Genomic DNA, 19,582 nt, shown 5'->3' with positions numbered 1-19,582 from the left:
CACGCCAGAGTCGGAGGAGAAGAACCATGACCAGCCCGCTTCAACCTGGCCCGAAGGCGGGCCGAGGCGGCCCCGCGGGGTTGCCGACGCCGCCCAAGGGATGGCCGATCGGGTCCTACCCGACCTACGCCGAGGCGCAACGCGCCGTCGACTACCTGTCCGATCAGCAGTTCCCGGTCCAGCAGGTGACCATCGTGGGCGTCGACCTGATGCAGGTCGAGCGCGTCACCGGCAGGCTGACGTGGCCGCGGGTGCTCGCCGGCGGAGCGCTGACCGGCGCCTGGCTGGGCCTGTTCATCGGCCTGGTGCTCGGCTTCTTCAGCCCCAGCCCGTGGGGATCGCTGGTCGCCGGCCTGCTGGCCGGTGTGTTCTTCGGCCTGATCACCTCCGGCCTGCAGTACGCAATGGCAAGGGGAACCAGGGATTTCAGTTCGACGATGCAACTGGTCGCGGGCCGCTACGACGTGCTGTGCGATCCGCAGGGCGCCGAGCAGGGGCGGGATCTGCTGGCGCGCTTGACGATCTGACCGCCGTCGGCGTCCGCCGCCGGACCTGACGTCCGGCCTGCCGTCGCAGGTCACGATCGGACTCCGATATCCGCCACGCGGCGGGGAGTGTTGCACATCACGCCCGAATCGCTCTACGGTTTGCGCGCGGGACGTTCCCGCATCGACCGGCGGACGGAGGCTGGTGGTGCACGCTCGGCGGCTGTGCGCTGCGGCAGTGGCTGCGTGTGTGACGGCCTCGGTCGTCACCGCGTGCGGTGCCAGTAGCGGTGGAATCGTCATCAACTACTACACGCCGGCAAGCGAGATGGCGACGTTCACCGCGGTTGCGGAGCGGTGCAACGCCGAACTCGGCGGCCGGTTCACCATCCAGCAGATCAGCTTGCCGAAGGGCGCTGACGATCAGCGCCTGCAGCTGGCACGCCGGCTCACCGGCAACGACAAGACCCTCGACGTGATGGCGCTCGACGTGGTGTGGACCGCCGAGTTCGCCGAAGCGGGCTGGGCGCTGCCCCTTTCGGACGATCCGGCGGGCGAGGCCGAGGCCGACGCGACGTCGAACACACTGCCCGGACCGCTCGAGACGGCGAGCTGGCAGGACGAGCTGTACGCCGCACCGATCACGACGAACACCCAATTGCTCTGGTACCGCGCCGATCTGGTGCAGGATCCGCCGCAGAACTGGGACGACATGGTGGCCGAGGCCACGCGGCTGCATGCCGAGGGCAAGCCCAGCTGGATCGCGCTGCAGGCCAAGCAGTACGAGGGTCTGGTGGTGTGGTTCAACACGTTGCTGGCCAGTGCGGGCGGGCAGGTGCTGTCCGACGACGGCAAGACCGTGACGCTCACCGACACCCCCGAACACCGCGCCGCGACCGTCAAGGCGCTGCAGATCATGAAGGCGGTTGCCACGGCACCCGGTGCGGACCCGTCGATCACGCAGACCGACGAGGGCACCGCGCGGCTGGCGCTCGAGCAGGGCAAGGCCGCGCTCGAGGTGAACTGGCCCTTCGTGCTGCCGTCGATGCTGGAGAACGCCGTCAAGGGCGGCGTGGAGTTCCTGCCGCTGAATCAGCAGCAGGACCTGGCGAGCGCCATCAACGACGCGGGCACCTTCTCGCCGACCGACGACCAGTTCGTCGCCGCCTACGAGGCGAGCAAGGACGTGTTCGGCTTCGCGAACTACCCGGGCGTGCTCCCGGGCCAGCCGGCGAAGGTCACGCTCGGCGGGCTCAACCTCGCGGTCGGCAAGAACACGCAGCACAAGAAGGAGGCCTTCGAGGCCATCCGCTGCCTGCGCAACGTCGAGAACCAGCGCTACACCTCGGTCGAGGGCGGCCTGCCCGCGGTCCGCGCGTCGCTGTACGACGACCCGGCGTTCCAGGCGAAGTACCCGCAGTACGCGATCATCCGCGAGCAGCTCGTCAACGCCGCCGTGCGCCCCGCCACGCCGGTGTATCAGGCGGTGTCGACCCGCATCTCGGCGACGCTGGCCCCGATCACCGACATCGATCCCGAGAGCATGGCCGACGAACTCGCCGAACAGGTACAGAAGGCCATCGACGGCAAGGGGCTGATCCCGTGACCGCCCCGGCCGTCGACGTGTCGACCGACGACGTCAAGTCCGAACGGCGGCTCGCGTTCTGGTTGGTGAGCCCCGCCGTCATCCTCATGCTGGCGGTCACGGCCTATCCGATCGCGTACGCGGTCTGGCTGAGCCTGCAGCGCTACAACCTCGCCGCCCCCGACGACACCGAGTTCGTGGGCCTGAGCAACTACCAGACCATCCTCACCGACGGATACTGGTGGACGGCGTTCGCCGTGACGCTGGCCATCACCGTGGTGTCCGTCGCGATCGAGTTCGTCCTAGGCATGGCGCTGGCACTGGTCATGCACCGCACCATCTTCGGTAGGGGCGTGGTGCGTACCGCGGTCCTGGTGCCCTACGGCATCGTCACCGTCGCCGCGTCGTACAGCTGGTACTACGCGTGGACGCCCGGCACCGGCTATCTCGCCAACCTGCTGCCCGAGGGGACGGCGCCGCTCACCGAACAGCTGCCGTCGCTCGCGATCGTCGTGCTCGCCGAGGTCTGGAAGACGACGCCGTTCATGGCGCTGCTCCTGCTCGCCGGTCTGGCGCTGGTACCGCAGGACCTGTTGAACGCGGCGCAGATCGACGGCGCGGGTGCGTGGAAGCGTCTGGTCAAGGTGATCCTGCCGCTGATCAAGCCCGCCATCCTCGTCGCGCTGCTGTTCCGCACGCTGGACGCGTTCCGCATCTTCGACAACATCTACGTGCTCACCGCCGGCGCCAACGACACCGGCTCGGTGTCGATCCTGGGGTACGACAACCTGTTCAAGGCGTTCAACCTCGGCTTGGGCTCGGCGATCAGCGTGCTGGTGTTCCTGTGCGTCGCGATCATCGCGTTCATCTACATCAAGTTGTTCGGCGCCTCGGCTCCCGGATCCGACGAGGAGAGGCGATGAGCGAGCGGGTGGGTACCGGCCGGGCCTCGGGCTGGGTCGTCGTCAACGTGATCGTGGTGCTGTACGCACTGTTCCCGGTGCTGTGGATCCTCTCGCTGTCGCTCAAGCCGACGTCGAGTGTCAAGGACGGCAAGCTGATCCCGGCGCAGGTGACGTTCGAGAACTACAAGGCCATCTTCCAGGGCGACGTCTTCAGTTCCGCGCTGATCAACTCCATCGGCATCGGGCTCATCACCACCGTGATCGCCGTCGTCGTCGGCGGCATGGCCGCCTACGCGATCGCGCGGCTGGCGTTCCCCGGCAAGAAGCTGCTCGTCGGCGTGGCGCTGCTGATCGCGATGTTCCCCCAGATCTCGCTGGTGACACCGATCTTCAACATCGAGCGGCGCATCGGGCTGTTCGACACCTGGCCCGGCCTCATCATTCCCTACATCACGTTCGCGCTGCCCCTGGCGATCTACACCATGTCGGCGTTCTTCAAGGAGATCCCCTGGGATCTGGAGAAGGCGGCGAAGATGGACGGCGCCACGCCCGGTCAGGCGTTCCGCAAGGTGGTGGCGCCGCTCGCCGCACCCGGCATCGTCACCGCCGCCATCCTGGTGTTCATCTTCGCCTGGAACGACCTGCTGCTGGCGCTGTCGCTGACCGCGACCGAACGGGCGATCACCGCGCCCGTGGCGATCGCGAACTTCACGGGCAGTTCACAATTCGAGGAGCCGACGGGATCGATCGCCGCCGGCGCGATGGTGATCACGGTGCCGATCATCATCTTCGTCCTCATCTTCCAACGTCGGATCGTGGCCGGGCTGACGTCCGGCGCGGTGAAGGGGTAGTCATGGCCGAGATCGTGCTGGACCGCGTGTCCAAGAGCTACGCCAACGGGTCGACGGCGGTGAAGGACCTGTCGCTCACCATCGCCGACGGCGAGTTCATCATCCTGGTCGGGCCGTCCGGGTGCGGGAAGTCGACCACGCTCAACATGATCGCCGGCCTGGAGGACATCACCTCCGGCGAACTGATCATCGGTGGCGAGCGGGTCAACGAGAAGGCGCCCAAGGACCGCGACATCGCGATGGTGTTCCAGTCCTACGCGCTGTACCCGCACATGACCGTTCGGCAGAACATCGCATTTCCGCTGACGCTGGCCAAGGTGTCCAAGGCCGACATCGCCACCAAGGTGGACGAGACGGCGAAGATCCTCGACCTGACCGAGCTGTTGGACCGCAAGCCCGCGCAGCTGTCGGGCGGGCAGCGCCAGCGCGTGGCGATGGGCCGCGCGATCGTGCGCAACCCCAAGGCGTTCCTGATGGACGAGCCGCTGAGCAACCTCGACGCGAAGCTGCGCGTGCAGATGCGTTCGGAGATCGCCAAGCTGCAGAACCGGTTGAACACCACGACCATCTACGTCACGCACGATCAGACCGAGGCGATGACGCTCGGCGACCGCGTCGTGGTGATGCTGGCCGGCGTGGCGCAGCAGATCGGCACCCCGGAGGAGCTGTACAACCGGCCCGCGAACCTGTTCGTCGCCGGGTTCATCGGCTCGCCGTCGATGAACTTCTTCCCCGCGACCCTCACCGACGTGGGGGTGAAGCTGCCGTTCGGCGAGGTCACGTTGACCCAAGAGGTCCACGACGTCCTGGACCGGCATCCCAAGCCGCAGAACGTGATCGTCGGCATCCGGCCCGAACACCTCGAGGACGCCGCGCTGATCGACAGCTACGCGCGGATCCGCGCGCTCACCTTCGAGGTGACCGTCGACCTGGTCGAGTCGCTGGGTGCGGAGAAGTACGTGCACTTCCGCAGCGAGGGAGCGGGCGCCGAGGCCTCGCAGCTCGCCGAACTCGCCGCCGAGTCCGGCGCGAGTCTCGACGAGTTCACCGCGCGGGTGTCCACCGAGTCGAAGCTGGCCGCCGGGCAGACCGCCCAACTCGCGTTCGACACCGCCAAGCTGACGCTGTTCGACGCCGACAGCGGGATCAACCTGTCGATCCCGCCCGCCGAGTGACCGACGTCCTCGCGGCCGTACGGGAACACCTGAACGGCCACTTCGCGACGGCGGGCATCGTCGACGACCCCGTCGCGGCGAGCATCACGTTCCTGGGTGCCGAGGCCGTCGAGATCCTGCGCTACGGCGCCGATCCCGACGGCGTGTATCACTATGTCTCACTGGGGTGTTCGCGGCACCCGATGAGCGACCCCCTGGACTTCGTCGCCGACGGGTCCTCGGGCCCACGCGCGGAGGTGGCCCTCGCGCTGCGCGGGCCGACGCCGGGCGGACTGGCCAAGTCGATCGCGGTGGTGGCGTCCACGCCGGCGGTCGAGGGTCTGATCCTCGTGCCGGACGCACTCGTCGACCTCGAGACGCCGCTGTGGGACGGTGCCGCGTTCACCGCGGTGCTGTTGGGCCCCAGCGAGATCGGTGACGTCGCGGTCGACGGCATCGATGCGCCGGTGACCGTGCTCTCCGCGACGCCGATCACGGCCACCGAGGCGGCGTGGGTGCGGCTCAAGGGCGCCGAGGCGATGCGCGAGGCGTGGACCACCGACGGCGTCGACGTCCGCGATCCCCGCCGCCGCGCCGCCAGCCCCAGCTGACCCCTTCCCGTCCCCGCCGAACGTGGGTTACCGCCACGGTCCTGAGCGAAAACCGTAACGCAGCATCACATTCGGCGCGCGGTCTACAGCCAGTGGTTGCGGCGGAAGTTGACGTACAGCAGCGAGCAGACCGTCACCATCACCAGCAGCACCGCCGGGTAACCCCAGACTTGGTGCAGCTCGGGCATGTGGTCGAAGTTCATGCCGTAGATGCCGGCGAGCGCGGTGGGCACGGCGGCGATGGCCACCCACGCCGAGATCTTGCGCATGTCGGTGTTCTGCTGCATCGAGACCTTGCCGACGGCGGCCTGGACGAGTGAGCTGAGCACCTCGTCGTAGCCCTCGATGCGGTCGGCGGCCTTGATCGTGTGGTCCAGCACGTCGCGCATGTACCGCCGGACCTCCTTGGAGATCAGGTCGTTGTGGTCGGTGTTGATGCGCTGCAGGTCGGTAGCCAGCGGGTTGACCGCCCGGCGCAACTCGACGACCTCGCGCTTCATCAGGTAGATGTGCTCGATCTCGGTGTCGCTGTTGGGGGAGAAGACGTTCTCCTCCATCTCGTCGATGTCGGTCTCGACCAGATCGGTGACGTCTAGGTAGTCGTCGACCACGTGATCGGCGATCGCGTGCATCACCGCGTACGGGCCGAGCTTGCAGCTCGCCGGGTTGCGGTCGAACGTCTTGCGCACACCGGCCAGGCCGCCGTGCTCGCCGTGGCGCACCGTGACGACGAAGTCGCGCCCGACGAAGATCATGATCTCGCCGGTCTCGACGATCTCGCGCGTCTTGGCCACGGCATCGTGCGCGACGTACTTGACCGTCTTGAGGACGAGGAACAGCGTGTCGTCGTAGCGCTCCAGCTTCGGTCGCTGGTGGGCGTGCACGGCGTCCTCGACGGCCAGCTCGTGCAGTCCGAAGACGTCGGCGACGGCCTGCATCTGGTGGTCGTCGGGTTCGTGCAGCCCGATCCAGACGAACGCGTCGACGCCGTCGAGTTCGAGTTCGCGGACCTTCGACAGCGCGGCGGCGTGGGTGTACTTGCCCGGGAGGCGCGACCCCTCGGCGTAGACGCCGCAGTCGACCATGGCGCGCGCGACGGGGACGTGTATCGACGTGGCGTCCCACGCCGGTGCCCGGCGAGCGGTGGGGCGGAGCGGTTGCAGAGCGCGGAACGACGGCACGAGCGAACCTCCCTCGAGGGGCCGACGGGACCCCCGTTCGACGCGGGAGATGTTACGCCAACTACCTGGCAGTAACCCCTGCGGCGACGGGGAAGCCCGGCCTGCGGCACCCCGGGGTGCAGTAACGTGACGCGCGTGTCGGACAGCATCGTCGCCGCCGAGAGCGCGCGCACCCCCCAGGTCGTGGTCGAGGACGCGGAGATCTTCGCGGCACACGAGGGCGGCAAGCTCTCCGTCGGGCTGAAGTCGCCCCTCGACACCCAGCGGGCGCTGTCGATCGCCTACACGCCCGGCGTCGCCCAGGTCAGCCGCGCCATCGCGAGCGACCACACGCTGGCCGCCAAGTACACCTGGGCCAACCGGCTCGTGGCGGTCGTCAGCGACGGCAGCGCGGTGCTCGGACTCGGTGACATCGGCCCCGCCGCATCGCTTCCGGTGATGGAGGGCAAGAGCGCGCTGTTCAAGACGTTCGGCGGCCTCGACTCCATCCCGATCGTGCTCGCCACCAAGGATCCCGACGAGATCATCGAGACCCTGATCCGGCTCCGGCCGACGTTCGGCGCGGTGAACCTCGAGGACATCTCGGCGCCGCGCTGCTTCGAGATCGAGCGGCGCGCGATCGAGGCGCTCGACTGCCCCGTGATGCACGACGACCAGCACGGCACCGCGATCGTCGTGCTCGCCGCGCTGCTCGGCGCCTGCAAGGCACTCGACCGCGACATGCACACCCTCAAGGTGGTCATCTCGGGTGCGGGCGCGGCGGGCGTCGCGTGCGCGAACATCCTGCTGGCCGCGGGCATCCGGGACATCACGGTGCTCGACAGCAAGGGCATCGTGCACAGTGGCCGCGACGACCTCAACTCCTTCAAGGCCGAACTCGCCGCGCGGAGCAACCCGCGGGCGCTCACCGGCGGTGTCGCCGAGGCCGTCGCGGGCGCCGACATGTTCCTGGGCCTGTCCGCGGGTCTGGTGCCCGAGGAGATCATCGCGACGATGGCGCCCGACGGCATCGTGTTCGCGCTGTCGAACCCGGACCCCGAGATCCACCCCGACGCCGCCCGCAGGCACGCCGCCGTCGTGGCGACCGGCCGCAGCGACTTCCCGAACCAGATCAACAACGTCCTGGCGTTCCCCGGGGTGTTCCGCGGCGCGCTGGACGCGCACGCCCGCCGGATCACCGAGGGTATGAAGGTCGCTGCGGCGCAAGCGATCTTCTCCGTCGTCGGTGATGACCTCGACGTCGACCACATCGTCCCCAGCGCGCTCGATCCGCGCGTCGGACCGGCCGTCGCCGCGGCCGTCGCGGAAGCGTCGAAGGTCTGAGCCGCTCGGTGCGCGGGTGGACGGTGGCGCTGGTCGCGCTGCTGATCGCCGCGTGCGGTGCCCCCGCGCCGGCCCCGTCGATCGCGGTGGGCGCCACCGACGACGTCGAGTCGGCCCTGCTGGCACACCTGTACGCGTCGGCGCTGCGGTACTACGGCAGCGCCGCGCACGTCGAGACGAGTGCCGATCCGGTGGCCGACCTCGACACCGGTGACGTGCTGGTGGCGCCCGGCCTCACCGGTCGCCTGCTGTCCCGGTTCGATCCGGGTTCGACGGCGCGGGCGTCCGAGCAGGTGTACCGGTCGATGATCTCGGCACTCCCCGAGGGCATCGCGGCCGGTGACTACGCGCAGTCCGCGGACGACGAACCCGCCGTCGCCGTCACCGAGGCGACGTCCCGCAGGTGGGGTGGCGGTGACGTCACCGCGCTGGCTCGGACCTGTGACGACCTGGTCGCGGGTGCCGTCGCCGACGTCGTCACGCCGGGGAGCGTGGGGGCCTGCCAGCTCGCCGACCCCCGTCAGTTCCGTGACGCCGCAGCACTGTTCGGCGCGCTGCGCGCGGATCGGATCGACATGGTGTGGACGTCGGCCGCGGCGTCGGGCGTGCCGGACTGGGCGGTGGTGCTCACCGATCGCACCGCACTGATCCGGGCCGAGAACGTGGTGCCGCTCTACCGGCGCAACGAACTGAACGAGCAGCAGGTGCTGGCGCTCAACCAGATCGCGGGGGAGTTGGACACCGGCGCGCTAGCCGACATGCTGCGGCAGGCCCGCGAGGGAAAGGACCCCGGTGCGTTGGCCGGCGACTGGCTGTCATCGCACCCGCTGGGTCACTGACGGCGTCAGTGGATGTTGGGCATGGCCTTCGCGATGACCGACGAGAACAGCCGCTGGTAGCCCGATCCGGTGATGCGCACGATGATGTCAAGGGCCTTGGCGTCGGCGCCGACGAGCACCCGCGCCTTGTTCTTGCGCACGGCCTCGAGGATGATCACGGCGGCCCGCTCCGGGGTGGTCTTGGCGAGCTTCTTGTCGAACGTCTTCGCGAGTTCCTGGGCGTCGATGCCCTCGGCCGCGGCGGCGTTGCGGGCGATGGCGGTCTTGATGCCGCCGGGGTGCACGGTGGTCACCTTCACCGGTCGCCTGCCGGCGACCATCTCCTGGCGCAGCGCCTCGGTGAACCCGCGCACGGCGAACTTGGCGGCGTTGTAGGCGGCCTGACCGGGCACCGCGAAGATGCCGAAGAGGCTCGACACGTTGACCACGTGGCCGTCACCGGACTCGATGAGGTGGGGGAGGAACGACTTGGTGCCGTTGACGACGCCCCAGAAGTCGACGTCCATGATCCGCTCGATGTCCTTGTAGGAGCTGACCTCGACGTCGCCGGTGAAGGCGATGCCCGCGTTGTTGTAGATCTGGTTGACCTTGCCGAAGTGGGCCTTGACAGCGTCGGCGTAGATCTCGAAGGCCTCGCGCTCGGTGACGTCGAGGCGGTCGGCCTTCACCGGGGCGCCGATGGCCTTGATGCGCTCCTCGGTGACGGCGAGGCCCTCCATGTCGACGTCGCTGATCGCGACGGACGCGCCCGAGCGGGCCAGTTCGATCGCCAACGCCTGTCCGATGCCCGATCCTGCGCCGGTGACGACGGCGACCTTGCCTGCGAAACCCTGCATGCCCACTCCTCGACTCGCTATTCGACTCGTGTGCACTTTAGCGGTACCGGCGGTATCGCCGAAATCGGGTAACGATCGCGGGCCCGTGCACGAAGGACACACCATGAAGCGCACCTGCACCGCGTCCGTCGCATCGCTCGCCCTGTCCGTCGGCATCATGGGCGCCGCGGCGTCCCTCGCCGCGCCCGCGCAGGCCGATCCGGGCAGCGACGCGTTCCTCGGTGCGCTGACGTCCGCGGGCCTGTCGGGCATCGACCCGGCCACTGCGACGAGTGTCGGTCAGTCCGTGTGCCCCATGCTCTCGGAGCCCGGCCAGCAGATGGCCGACGTCGCCGCAGGCGTGTCCGACGCGCTGGGCCGCCCGCTCGGCCCCGCGACCATGTTCACCGGCATCGCGATCTCGATGTTCTGCCCCGGCGCGGTGGCGTCGCTGGCCAACGGCCAGACGCCTTTCCCGATGGGCATGCTGGGCATCTGACCCAGAGATTTCTGCGTGGGGGTCGTCTGACCCGGCAGGCTGGCGACCCCCACGCAGCATCCGTCACACGGGTGCGCTGAGTTCCAGGTTGATGCCATCGGGATCCTGGAACGACAGGATCGCGATCCCGAACCCGTCCAGCACGTTCACCTCGCCGTGCTCGACGTCGGCGTCGGCCAGTTTCGCCGCGACGGTGTCGAGGGCGTCCTTCGACGACATCGCGAAGCTGACGTGGTCGAGGCCCACCCGCGTCGAGTCGAACCGGTCGCCGGCGTCCGCCACCGGACGGAGGCCGAAGAGCGTGCCACCCGTCTGGTAGACCACGCCGCCGTACAGCTGCTCGGGATCGGACCGGACGGCCGGGTCAGCGGGGTCGCCCGGCGACTCCTTGGCGACGTCGAACCCGAGCACCCCCTCGTAGAAGGCGCGCGAACGCGCGAGGTCGGTCACGGTGATGCGGACGTGGTGCAGCCCGGTGCTGTCGATGAGTGCCATGCCCGTGGGGTACCCACCCGCCGGCACGCGGGGTCGACCCGGCGTGTGACCGTGCGGTGACGGCCCCTTCGGTCAGCGAGCGTGCGTGAACTTGGGTTCGGCACCGGCGTGTCGCCCGCAGACACGCACGCTCGCCGAAAGTACCGCTCGCAGACACTGGAGCCGCTTGCGGAACGCTCGCGGAGAGAGGTGGGGACCTCAGATCGGGGCGAACGCCTCGTCGATGATCTCCTGCTGCTCGACGGCGTGCACCTTCGACGATCCCGACGACGGCGCCGACATGGCACGGCGCGAGATGCGCTTGATGCCGGTCAGCTTGTCCGGCAACAACTCCGGCAGCGACAGCCCGAACGTGGGCCACGCACCCTGGTTGGCCGGCTCCTCCTGCACCCAGCGGAACTGCTCCGCGTTCGGGTACTCGTCGAGGATGGCGGCGAGCCGGCGCCGGGGCAGCGGGTAGAGCTGCTCGACGCGCAGGATCGCGACGTCGTCGCGCTTCTCCTTGGCCTTGCGGGCGGCGAGTTCGTAGTAGATCTTGCCGCTGGTCAGCAGGATGCGCTTGGCCTTCGACCGGTCGCCGTCGCCGTCGGTGTACGTCGGCTCCTCCATGATCGAGCGGAACTTCTGCTCGGTGAAGTCGCGGATGTCGCTCACGGCGGCCTTGTTGCGCAGCATCGACTTCGGGGTGAAGACGATCAGCGGACGGTGGATCCCGTCGAGCGCGTGGCGGCGCAGCAGGTGGAAGTAGTTGGCCGGCGTCGACGGCATCGCCACCGTCATCGACCCCTCCGCGCACACCTGCAGGAAGCGTTCGATGCGACCCGACGTGTGGTCGGGACCCTGGCCTTCGTGGCCGTGCGGCAGGAGCAGCACGACGTCGGACAGCTGGCCCCACTTGGCCTCACCGGAGCTGATGAACTCGTCGATGATCGACTGCGCGCCGTTGACGAAGTCGCCGAACTGCGCCTCCCACAACACCATCGCGTCGGTGTTGCCCACCGAGTAGCCGTACTCGAAGCCGACGGCGGCGTACTCCGACAGCGCCGAGTCGTACACCATGAACTTGCCGCCGGTCGGCGTGCCGTCGGTGTTGGTGGCGAGCAACTGGATCGGCGTGAACTCCGCGCCGGTCTTGCGGTCGATGATCACCGAGTGCCGCTGAGTGAAGGTGCCGCGGCGGGTGTCCTGGCCGGACAGCCGCACCAGCTTGCCCTCCGACACCAGGGTCGCGAGCGCGAGGAGCTCGCCGAACGCCCAGTCGACCTTGCCCTCGTAGGCCATCTCCCGGCGCCGCTCGAGCACCGGCTTGACGCGCGGGTGCACCGAGAAGTCCTCGGGGAACGCCAGATGCGCGTCACCGATGCGGGCCAGCAGCGACTTGTCCACCGAGGTGTCGAGACCCTGCGGCGTGATCTGGTCGGACTCCACCGACTCGCTCGGCTCGATGTCGTGCTTCTCGACGTCGCGGACCTCGTTGAACACCCGCTCGAGCTGGCCCTGGTAGTCGCGCAGGGCGTCCTCGGCTTCCTTCATCGAGATGTCGCCACGGCCGATGAGCGCCTCGGTGTAGGTCTTGCGCACACCGCGCTTGGTGTCGATCACGTCGTACATGTACGGCTGCGTCATCGAAGGGTCGTCGCCCTCGTTGTGCCCGCGGCGGCGGTAGCACAGCATGTCGATGACGACGTCCTTCTTGAACTCCTGGCGGAAGTCGATCGCGAGCCGGGCCACCCACGCGGCGGCCTCGGGGTCGTCGCCGTTGACGTGGAAGATCGGCGCGCCGATCATCTTCGCCACGTCGGTGCAGTACTCGCTGGAGCGCGAGTTCTGCGGCGAGGTGGTGAAGCCGATCTGGTTGTTCACCACGATGTGGATGGTGCCGCCGGTGCGGTAGCCGCGCAGCAGCGCGAGGTTCAGCGTCTCCGCCACCACGCCCTGGCCGGCGAACGCCGCGTCACCGTGCAGCATCAGCGGGACGACGGTGAACCCGTCGGGTCCGTTGCCCTTGTCCAGCAGGTCCTGCTTGGCGCGCACCAGGCCCTCGAGCACCGGGTCGACGGCCTCGAGGTGGCTCGGGTTGGCCACCAGCGACACCTCGATGTCGTTGTCGCCGAACATCTGGATGTAGGTGCCGTCGGCGCCCAGGTGGTACTTCACGTCGCCGGACCCGTGGGCCTGGCTCGGGTTCAGGTTGCCCTCGAACTCGCCGAAGATCTGCGAGTAGGGCTTGCCGACGATGTTGGCCAGCACGTTGAGCCGGCCGCGGTGCGGCATGCCGATGACGACCTCGTCGAGACCGTGCTCGGCGGCCTGGTCGATCGCGGCGTCCATCATCGGGATGACGGTCTCCGCGCCCTCGAGCGAGAACCGCTTCTGCCCGACGTACTTGGTCTGCAGGAAGGTCTCGAACGCCTCGGCGGCGTTGAGCTTGCTCAGGATGTACTTCTGCTCGGCGACCGTCGGCTTGTCGTGCTTGACCTCGACGCGGTCACGGATCCACTTCTGCTGCTCGGGTTCCAGGATGTGGGTGTACTCGACGCCGACGTGGCGGCAGTACGCGTCGCGCAGCACCGACAGGACGTCGCGCAGCTTCTTGTACTCGGCGCCCGCGAACCCGTCGACCTTGAAGGCCCGGTCGAGGTCCCACAGCGTGAGGCCGTGGGAGTTGACGTCGAGGTCGGGGTGGCTCCGGAAGCGGGTCTTGTCCAGCCGCAGCGGGTCGACGTCGGCCATCAGGTGGCCACGATTGCGGTACGCCGCGATCAGCTCGATGATCCGGGCGTTCTTGTCGGTGATCGCATCCGGGTTGTCGGTGCGCCAGCGGACGGGCTCGTAGGGGATGCCCAGTTCGCGGAAGATCTCGTCGAAGAAGTCGTCGCTCAGCAGCAGGTTGTGGATCGTGCGCAGGAAGTCGCCGGACTCCGCACCCTGGATGATGCGGTGGTCGTAGGTGCTCGTCAGCGTGATGAGCTTGCCGACGCCCAGCTCGTTGATGCGCTCCTCGCTGGCGCCCTGGAATTCGGCGGGGTACTCCATGGCGCCCGCGCCGATGATCGCGCCCTGGTTGCGCATCAGGCGCGGTACCGAGTGCACGGTGCCGATGGTGCCGGGATTGGTCAGCGAGATCGTCACGCCGGAGAAGTCCTCGGCGGTCAGCTTGCCGTCGCGGGCCCGCCGCACGATGTCCTCGTACGCGGCGATGAACTGACCGAACCGCATGGTCTCGGTCTTCTTGATCGCGGCGACCACCAGCGTGCGGTTGCCGTCCTTGCCGGGCAGGTCGATCGCCAGGCCGAGGTTGGTGTGCGCGGGGGTGACGATGTTCGGCTTGCCGTCGACCTCGGCGAAGTGCCGATTCATCGACGGGAACGTCTTGACGGCCTGCACGATCGCGTAGCCCAGCAGGTGGGTGAAGCTGATCTTGCCGCCGCGGGTGCGCTTGAGGTGGTTGTTGATGACGACGCGGTTGTCGATCATCAGCTTCGCGGGGATGGCCCGCACGCTGGTGGCCGTCGGCACCTCGAGCGAGGCGCTCATGTTCTTGGCGACTGCGGCGGCGGCGCCGCGCAGCACCTGGGTCTGGTCGTCCTCGGCCGGCGGCGGGCCGGCGGGTGCCTTCGGCTTGGCGGGCTCGGGGTTGGCGGCCGTCGCGGACGTCGCAGGCTTGGTGGCCGGTGCGGCGGGCTTGTCGGCGGACTTGGCCGGTTCGGCCTTCGCGGCCTCGGGCTTCTTCTCGGGCGCTGCGGCGGCGGTCTTCGCGGGAGCCTTCTGGGGTTCCTTGGCGGGGGCCTTCGCGCCGTTGGACGTCGCGGCGGGCTTGCCGGGCGGCGGTGCGGGGGCGGCCGACGGCGGCGCCTTGGGGCCGCCCCCGTTCGAGCCGTTCGCGCTCACCGTCGCGGTCGTGTCGGTCGTCGGTTCCGGTGAGTAGTCGACGAGGAACTCGTGCCAACTCGGGTCAACCGAGGAGGGGTCCTCCCGGAACTTGCGATACATCTCCTCGACCAGCCATTCGTTCTGTCCGAATGGTGACGGTGTACTGCTCACGGCAGCTGTCGCCTCGATTCCTTCTGCCCTGCGAGGAGGCTCGTGCCCACTCGGCGTCTGTCTTCTCCTGTGGCCCACCCTTGCGCCACCTCAAGGCTATCCCTCGGGCACCGGGCAGACCACGGCAACGGGCTTATGGTCGTTGTGATCGCGGAATGAGCGTCGACGACCGGTCGGGTGGGCGCGGTGAACGGCTACCGATCGGGGGCCGGCAGCACCCGCAGCGTCGACGGCCACCGCTGCGGCGGCGGGCCGAACGCGGTTCGGGAGTTCGAGATGATCTTCTTGCCCATCATCCGGTTGCCGACACCGCCGACCACGGCGCCGACCCCGACCGGCAGCAGCTTGCCGAACGCGATCGCGCCGCGCTTGAGGGTGTAGCGCTTGACGAAGTACTTGAGCAGCCGCGAATTCAGCTGCGACACCGCGGGCAGCGGGAGCGACGCGGCGCCGTCGGCGAGCCACGCGCCGCTGGTGCGGCCGGGCCCGACGAGGTCCATCACCGCGTGCCTGCCGTCCTCGCCCACCAGCACGGCCAGCACCAGTGCGCGCCGGCGCTCGCGGTGCTCGGCGGGGATGCCGTACACCTCGGCCAGCGCGAGCACGTAGACGGCGGTGGCCTCGAGGAACACCACGGTCTCGCCGGCGACCGCCGACATCGCGACGAGCGTGCCGATGCCGGGGAACGCCGCCGCCGACCCGACCGCCGCGCCGCTGGCCGTCACCATCGCGACGTACTGCTTCTCCAGCTTGGCGACGATCTCGATCGGCGTCGCGCCCGGGTTGGCGTCGCGCAGTCTGTCGACGTAGGCCTTGACCGCGGGGCCCTGGACGCGGGCACCCCGCTCGATGATCTGGGACAGCGCCTTGACCGCGGCGCTCGGGTTCTCGTCGCCGCCGTCCGGTTGCGAATCCCTGGTGCGAAACCGTGCGCTCACGAGTCCGGCCCCTCCCTGTGTCGAACCGCTGAACCTCCAGGCTAACGCCCGATCAACGAACGACGACGGAGGCCGCGTGCCCGGTCGTGACGCTGATCACCGTCGGCGTCCTACGCCCTGCGGGAACAGAATATTGATATGCATTGCTAACCATCGTCATGGCAGCATCGCAGCACGTGGACCTTCGCAGCGCCGGCACGACGGCGATCGACGACGGATCGGCCCCTGCCCAGGTGCCGAACCGGACCCGGATGATCGTCGTCCTCGGCCTGCTGGTGGCGCTGGGACCGCTCACAATCGACATGTACCTGCCGGCGCTGCCGAAGATCGCCGACGAGATGTCCGTGTCGTCGTCGATGATCCAGCTGACGCTCACCGGCACCCTGGCCGGCCTCGCGCTGGGACAGCTCGTCATCGGTCCGCTGTCGGACTCGCTGGGCCGCCGCCGCCCGCTGATGGTCGGCATCGTCGTGCACATGATCGCGTCGGTGTTGTGCCTGCTGGCGCCCAACGTCGCGATGCTCGGCATCGCCCGTGGTCTGCAGGGCATGGGTGCGGCCGCCACGATGGTCGTCTCGATCGCGATCGTCGGCGACCTGTTCTCCGGTTCGGCCGCGGCCACCGTGATGTCGCGGTTGATGCTGGTGCTCGGCGTGGCCCCCGTGCTGGCGCCGTCGCTGGGTGCGGCGGTGCTGCTGCACGGGTCGTGGCACTGGGTGTTCGCGGCGCTCGTGGTCCTCGCCGGGCTGCTGCTGCTGCTCGCGGCGCTCGCCCTGCCCGAGACGCTGCCCGCCGCCCACCGCCGACCGCTGCGCGTCAAGGGCATCGTCACCACGTACGGCGGACTGCTCCGGGACACCAAGTTCGTGACCCTGGTGGTCGTCGCGGCGCTCGGCATGTCGGGACTGTTCGCCTACATCGCCGGCGCGTCGTTCGTCCTGCAGGGCCGCTACGGGCTGGATCAGCAGGCGTTCGCGCTGGTCTTCGGTGCCGGTGCGGTCGCATTGATCGGCGCCACCCAGTTCAACGTGGTGCTGCTGCGTCGCTTCACCCCGCAGTACATCGTCGTGCGCGCACTGATCGTGTCGGCGATCCTCGGGTTCGTGTTCGTCGGCCTGGCCGTGTCGAACGTCGGCGGTCTCGCGGCGTTCGTGGTCCCGGTATGGCTGATCCTGGCCGCGACCGGTCTGGTGCTGCCCAACGCGCCCGCGATCGCGCTCACGCGCCACCAGGAAGCGGCGGGCACCTCGGCCGCGCTGCTGGGGGCCGCGCAGTTCGGGCTCGGCGCCCTGGTCGCACCGTTGGTCGGCGTCCTCGGCAACGACGAGCTGGCGCTCGCGGTGGTGATGACCGCCGGCGTGGTCATCGCGCTCGTCGCGCTGCTGGCCTCCGGGGCGACGCGCGCGGACGCCTCCGCAGACGCCGAGACGGCCGACCCGGCGATGCCCGAGGTGGTCGGCGAGGCGGTCTGAGCACCGCCGACACCGACTTGTCGTCGTCCCCGACCGTCCGTAGCGTCGGGTTGGCTCGTTCGACCTGATGGACATGGACCCCCAGTGAGACCCGTGCAGACACACCCGTCGAGGGCGGCGCTCCGGCCCGCCCACCTCCCGGCCACCCCGCGCGTGGGTGCGCCGCTCGTCGTCGACGGCACGCCAGGACACCGGTCGTGACCGCCGCCGTCGACGCCCTGCGCCGTATCCGGGCGACCACGCCGCAGTCGGCCAATCCCTGGCACGCGCTGTGGGCGATGATGGTCGGCTTCTTCATGATCCTGGTCGACGCCACGATCGTCGCGGTCGCGAATCCGTCGATCATGGCCGACCTGCAGACCGACTACGACGCGGTCATCTGGGTGACCAGTGCCTACCTGCTCGCCTACGCGGTGCCGCTGCTGCTCGCGGGCCGGCTCGGTGACCGGTACGGACCGAAGAACCTCTACCTCGTCGGCCTGTTCGTGTTCACCGCCGCGTCGCTGTGGTGCGGACTGTCGGGCAGCGTCGAGATGCTGATCGCCGCGCGCGTCGTGCAGGGCGTCGGTGCCGCGTTGCTCACGCCGCAGACGCTGTCGACGATCACCCGGCTGTTCCCCGCCGACCGTCGCGGTGTCGCACTGAGCATCTGGGGCGCCACCGCCGGCGTCGCCACGCTCGTCGGCCCGCTGGCGGGTGGCGTGCTGGTCGACGGGCTGGGCTGGCACTGGATCTTCATCGTCAACGTGCCCATCGGCATCGTCGGTCTGGCGCTCGCGTACTGGTTGGTGCCGTCGCTGCCCACCGAGACGCGCGGGTTCGACGTGCCCGGCGTGCTGCTGTCGGGCATCGGCATGTTCCTGATCGTCTTCGCGCTGCAGGAGGGCCAGTCGCACGACTGGGCACCGTGGATCTGGGGCACCGCCGTCGCGGGCGTCGGTGCGTTCGTGGCGTTCGTCTACTGGCAGTCGGTCAACCCGCGGGAGCCGCTGATCCCGCTGCGGATGTTCCGCGACAACGACTTCAGCCTGTCCAACGTCGGGATCTCGGTGATCGGCTTCGCCGTGACGGCGATGATCCTGCCGCTGATGTTCTACGCGCAGGCCGTGGCGGGACTGTCGCCGACGCGCGCCGCGCTGCTCACCGCGCCGATGGCCCTCGCCTCGGGTGGGCTGGCGCCGGTGGTCGGCAAGCTGGTGGACCGGTACCCGCCCACCCCGATCGTCGGCTTCGGCTTCTCGGCACTCGCCATCGCGCTGACGTGGCTGTCGGTGGAGATGACGGACACGACGCCGATCTGGCGACTCGTCCTCCCGCTGACGCTGGTCGGCATCGGCATGGCGTTCATCTGGTCGCCGCTCGCCGCGACGGCCACCCGTCACCTGCCGCCCGACCTCGCCGGCGCCGGATCGGGCGTCTACAACACGACGCGTCAGGTCGGCGGCGTGCTGGGCAGCGCCGGCATCGCCGCGTTCATGACGTCGCGGATCGCCGCCGAGATGCCCGGCGGTGGTTCCGGGCCTGCGGGCGAGGCGGCGGCCGTCACGGAACTGCCCGAGGCCCTTCAGGTTCCGTTCGCCGCCGCGCTGTCGCAGTCGCTCCTGCTGCCGGCGTTCGTGTCGCTGCTCGGCGTCGTCGCTGCCATCTTCCTGCGCGGCTCCGGCAGCGAGCCGGCCCTGCCCGGCACCTTCCGGCCGCTGCGGGACGGCGACCGGTCCCCGCGCGCCGACCACGACTACTTCCGCGACGACGACGACTACGTCGAGTACACCGTCGACTGGGCCGATCACGGGCACGTGCACTCGACGGCCGTCGCGGCACCGGCGTCCCCGGTGGTCCCCGCCGTGCCCGTACCGCCGGCCGACGACACCGCGACGGACCGGTTCGTCGCGCACGTCGAGCACCCGCTGCCCGCGCCCGCCGACGAGTGGCGCGGCGGCCCGGTCGACTCCTGGGAGCACCTCTTCGAGTCGGACGCCGACGCCATGACACCGGACGCGATGACACCGGACGCCCCGGCCCCGCCCGGGCCCGCGCCGTCTCTGTCACCCGACCCGGCGCCGGTCGCCGTCGAGGAGGTCACCGACGTGCATCCCGTCGTCGTCGCCCCGATCCGGCAGAACGGCGTCGAACTCGACGGTCTGCCGCGCAACGGTGCGCCGCACGACGACGGCGACCGTCCGTGGCGCTCCATGTTGGACGCGCTGCTCGATCCGCCACCGTCCGAAGCCGTGTCGCACAACGGCTTTCACGTCGATGAGGCGACCTCGGGCGGGCGGCACAGCCGCGGCGAGGGCGACGCGGGCACCTACGGCAAGCACTCGATGCCGTTCCGGGAGTAGATCCGGTCCTCCGCGAGCAGTCCGCAAGCGGCTCCAGTGAACT

General features: G+C 69.4%; 16 protein-coding genes. 11 read left to right on the top strand and 5 right to left on the bottom strand.

Translation table 11 applies throughout. The annotated features are described in order from the left end of the window. Nucleotides 1–26 precede the first annotated feature (26 nt). The 6 genes from AC1MEY_RS15060 (at nt 27) to AC1MEY_RS15035 (ending at nt 5,591) form a co-directional block, all read left to right on the top strand. Entirely contained in the window at nt 27–527 is a 501-nt protein-coding gene (locus AC1MEY_RS15060) for a YflT domain-containing protein (protein WP_480226302.1), read from the top strand. A gap of 166 nt (nt 528–693) precedes the next feature. Further along, a complete protein-coding gene (locus AC1MEY_RS15055) occupies nt 694–2,091 on the top strand; it encodes an ABC transporter substrate-binding protein (RefSeq protein ID WP_480226301.1) in 1,398 nt (465 codons plus the stop codon). Next, nucleotides 2,088–2,993, top strand: a complete 906-nt coding sequence (locus AC1MEY_RS15050; protein ID WP_480226300.1) for a carbohydrate ABC transporter permease — start codon at nt 2,088–2,090, stop codon at nt 2,991–2,993. Before AC1MEY_RS15055 ends, AC1MEY_RS15050 begins: the two co-directional genes overlap by 4 nt. A gap of 8 nt (nt 2,994–3,001) precedes the next feature. Further along, nucleotides 3,002–3,826 carry a carbohydrate ABC transporter permease gene (locus AC1MEY_RS15045; RefSeq protein ID WP_480231503.1) on the top strand — a complete coding sequence of 275 codons (825 nt, stop codon included), beginning with the start codon at nt 3,002–3,004 and terminating at the stop codon, nt 3,824–3,826. 2 nt (nt 3,827–3,828) lie between these two features. After that, complete coding sequence (locus tag AC1MEY_RS15040) at nt 3,829–5,001, top strand: ABC transporter ATP-binding protein (protein ID WP_480226299.1); 1,173 nt, start codon at nt 3,829–3,831, stop codon at nt 4,999–5,001. After that, nucleotides 4,998–5,591, top strand: a complete 594-nt coding sequence (locus AC1MEY_RS15035) for a suppressor of fused domain protein (protein WP_480226298.1) — start codon at nt 4,998–5,000, stop codon at nt 5,589–5,591. The genes AC1MEY_RS15040 and AC1MEY_RS15035 overlap by 4 nt, the downstream gene beginning before the upstream one ends. A gap of 83 nt (nt 5,592–5,674) precedes the next feature. Here AC1MEY_RS15035 and corA read toward each other — a convergent pair whose 3' ends face one another. Continuing rightward, complete coding sequence (corA, locus tag AC1MEY_RS15030; RefSeq protein WP_480226297.1) at nt 5,675–6,772, bottom strand: magnesium/cobalt transporter CorA; 1,098 nt, start codon at nt 6,770–6,772, stop codon at nt 5,675–5,677. 135 nt (nt 6,773–6,907) lie between these two features. Here corA and AC1MEY_RS15025 point away from each other — a divergent pair, with 135 nt between their 5' ends. Continuing rightward, nucleotides 6,908–8,095 (top strand): NAD(P)-dependent malic enzyme, encoded by a 1,188-nt coding sequence (locus AC1MEY_RS15025; protein WP_480226296.1) that lies wholly within the window; start codon nt 6,908–6,910, stop codon nt 8,093–8,095. An 8-nt stretch (nt 8,096–8,103) separates the two neighbouring features. After that, nucleotides 8,104–8,934, top strand: a complete 831-nt coding sequence (locus tag AC1MEY_RS15020) for a glycine betaine ABC transporter substrate-binding protein (RefSeq protein WP_480226295.1) — start codon at nt 8,104–8,106, stop codon at nt 8,932–8,934. Nucleotides 8,935–8,939: 5 nt separating this feature from the next. Here the strand turns inward: AC1MEY_RS15020 and AC1MEY_RS15015 are convergent, their stop codons facing one another. Next, entirely contained in the window at nt 8,940–9,770 is an 831-nt protein-coding gene (locus AC1MEY_RS15015) for an SDR family NAD(P)-dependent oxidoreductase (RefSeq protein ID WP_480226294.1), read from the bottom strand. Nucleotides 9,771–9,873: 103 nt separating this feature from the next. On the opposite strand from AC1MEY_RS15015, the gene AC1MEY_RS15010 reads away from it, so the two are divergent. After that, complete coding sequence (locus AC1MEY_RS15010) at nt 9,874–10,248, top strand: DUF732 domain-containing protein (RefSeq protein ID WP_480226293.1); 375 nt, start codon at nt 9,874–9,876, stop codon at nt 10,246–10,248. A gap of 63 nt (nt 10,249–10,311) precedes the next feature. On the opposite strand, the gene AC1MEY_RS15005 is transcribed toward AC1MEY_RS15010, so the two are convergent. From AC1MEY_RS15005 to AC1MEY_RS14995, 3 genes are all read right to left on the bottom strand, one after another. Further along, the gene (locus AC1MEY_RS15005) at nt 10,312–10,743 is read right to left on the bottom strand and encodes a VOC family protein (protein WP_480226292.1); all 432 of its coding nucleotides are present in this window, start codon (nt 10,741–10,743) and stop codon (nt 10,312–10,314) included. Nucleotides 10,744–10,941: 198 nt separating this feature from the next. After that, on the bottom strand, nt 10,942–14,736 hold the full coding sequence (locus AC1MEY_RS15000; RefSeq protein ID WP_480231502.1) for a multifunctional oxoglutarate decarboxylase/oxoglutarate dehydrogenase thiamine pyrophosphate-binding subunit/dihydrolipoyllysine-residue succinyltransferase subunit: 3,795 nt from the start codon (nt 14,734–14,736) through the stop codon (nt 10,942–10,944). A gap of 245 nt (nt 14,737–14,981) precedes the next feature. Then, nucleotides 14,982–15,725 (bottom strand): hypothetical protein, encoded by a 744-nt coding sequence (locus tag AC1MEY_RS14995; protein ID WP_480226291.1) that lies wholly within the window; start codon nt 15,723–15,725, stop codon nt 14,982–14,984. 158 nt (nt 15,726–15,883) lie between these two features. Between AC1MEY_RS14995 and AC1MEY_RS14990 the strand changes: the two genes are divergently transcribed. After that, on the top strand, nt 15,884–17,197 hold the full coding sequence (locus tag AC1MEY_RS14990) for a multidrug effflux MFS transporter (protein WP_480226290.1): 1,314 nt from the start codon (nt 15,884–15,886) through the stop codon (nt 17,195–17,197). 278 nt (nt 17,198–17,475) lie between these two features. Next, nucleotides 17,476–19,539: an MFS transporter gene (locus AC1MEY_RS14985; RefSeq protein ID WP_480231501.1), complete on the top strand. Its 2,064-nt coding sequence runs from the start codon at nt 17,476–17,478 to the stop codon at nt 19,537–19,539. The last annotated feature ends 43 nt before the right edge of the window (nt 19,540–19,582 follow it).

The organism is Mycobacterium sp. PTI7 (genome assembly GCF_056679845.1).
This window is presented reverse-complemented; position numbering and strand designations above follow the sequence as displayed.

What these genes read in the sequence shown, in the direction of transcription:
- AC1MEY_RS14985 (WP_480231501.1), top strand. Translation starts at nt 17,476, where the DNA reads ATGATGGTCGGCTTCTTCATGATCCTGGTCGACGCCACGATCGTCGCG.
- AC1MEY_RS15060 (WP_480226302.1), top strand. Translation starts at nt 27, where the DNA reads ATGACCAGCCCGCTTCAACCTGGCCCGAAGGCGGGCCGAGGCGGCCCC.
- AC1MEY_RS15000 (WP_480231502.1), bottom strand. Translation starts at nt 14,736, where the DNA reads ATGTATCGCAAGTTCCGGGAGGACCCCTCCTCGGTTGACCCGAGTTGG.
- AC1MEY_RS15010 (WP_480226293.1), top strand. Translation starts at nt 9,874, where the DNA reads ATGAAGCGCACCTGCACCGCGTCCGTCGCATCGCTCGCCCTGTCCGTC.
- AC1MEY_RS14990 (WP_480226290.1), top strand. Translation starts at nt 15,884, where the DNA reads ATGGCAGCATCGCAGCACGTGGACCTTCGCAGCGCCGGCACGACGGCG.
- AC1MEY_RS15015 (WP_480226294.1), bottom strand. Translation starts at nt 9,770, where the DNA reads ATGCAGGGTTTCGCAGGCAAGGTCGCCGTCGTCACCGGCGCAGGATCG.
- AC1MEY_RS15040 (WP_480226299.1), top strand. Translation starts at nt 3,829, where the DNA reads ATGGCCGAGATCGTGCTGGACCGCGTGTCCAAGAGCTACGCCAACGGG.
- AC1MEY_RS15005 (WP_480226292.1), bottom strand. Translation starts at nt 10,743, where the DNA reads ATGGCACTCATCGACAGCACCGGGCTGCACCACGTCCGCATCACCGTG.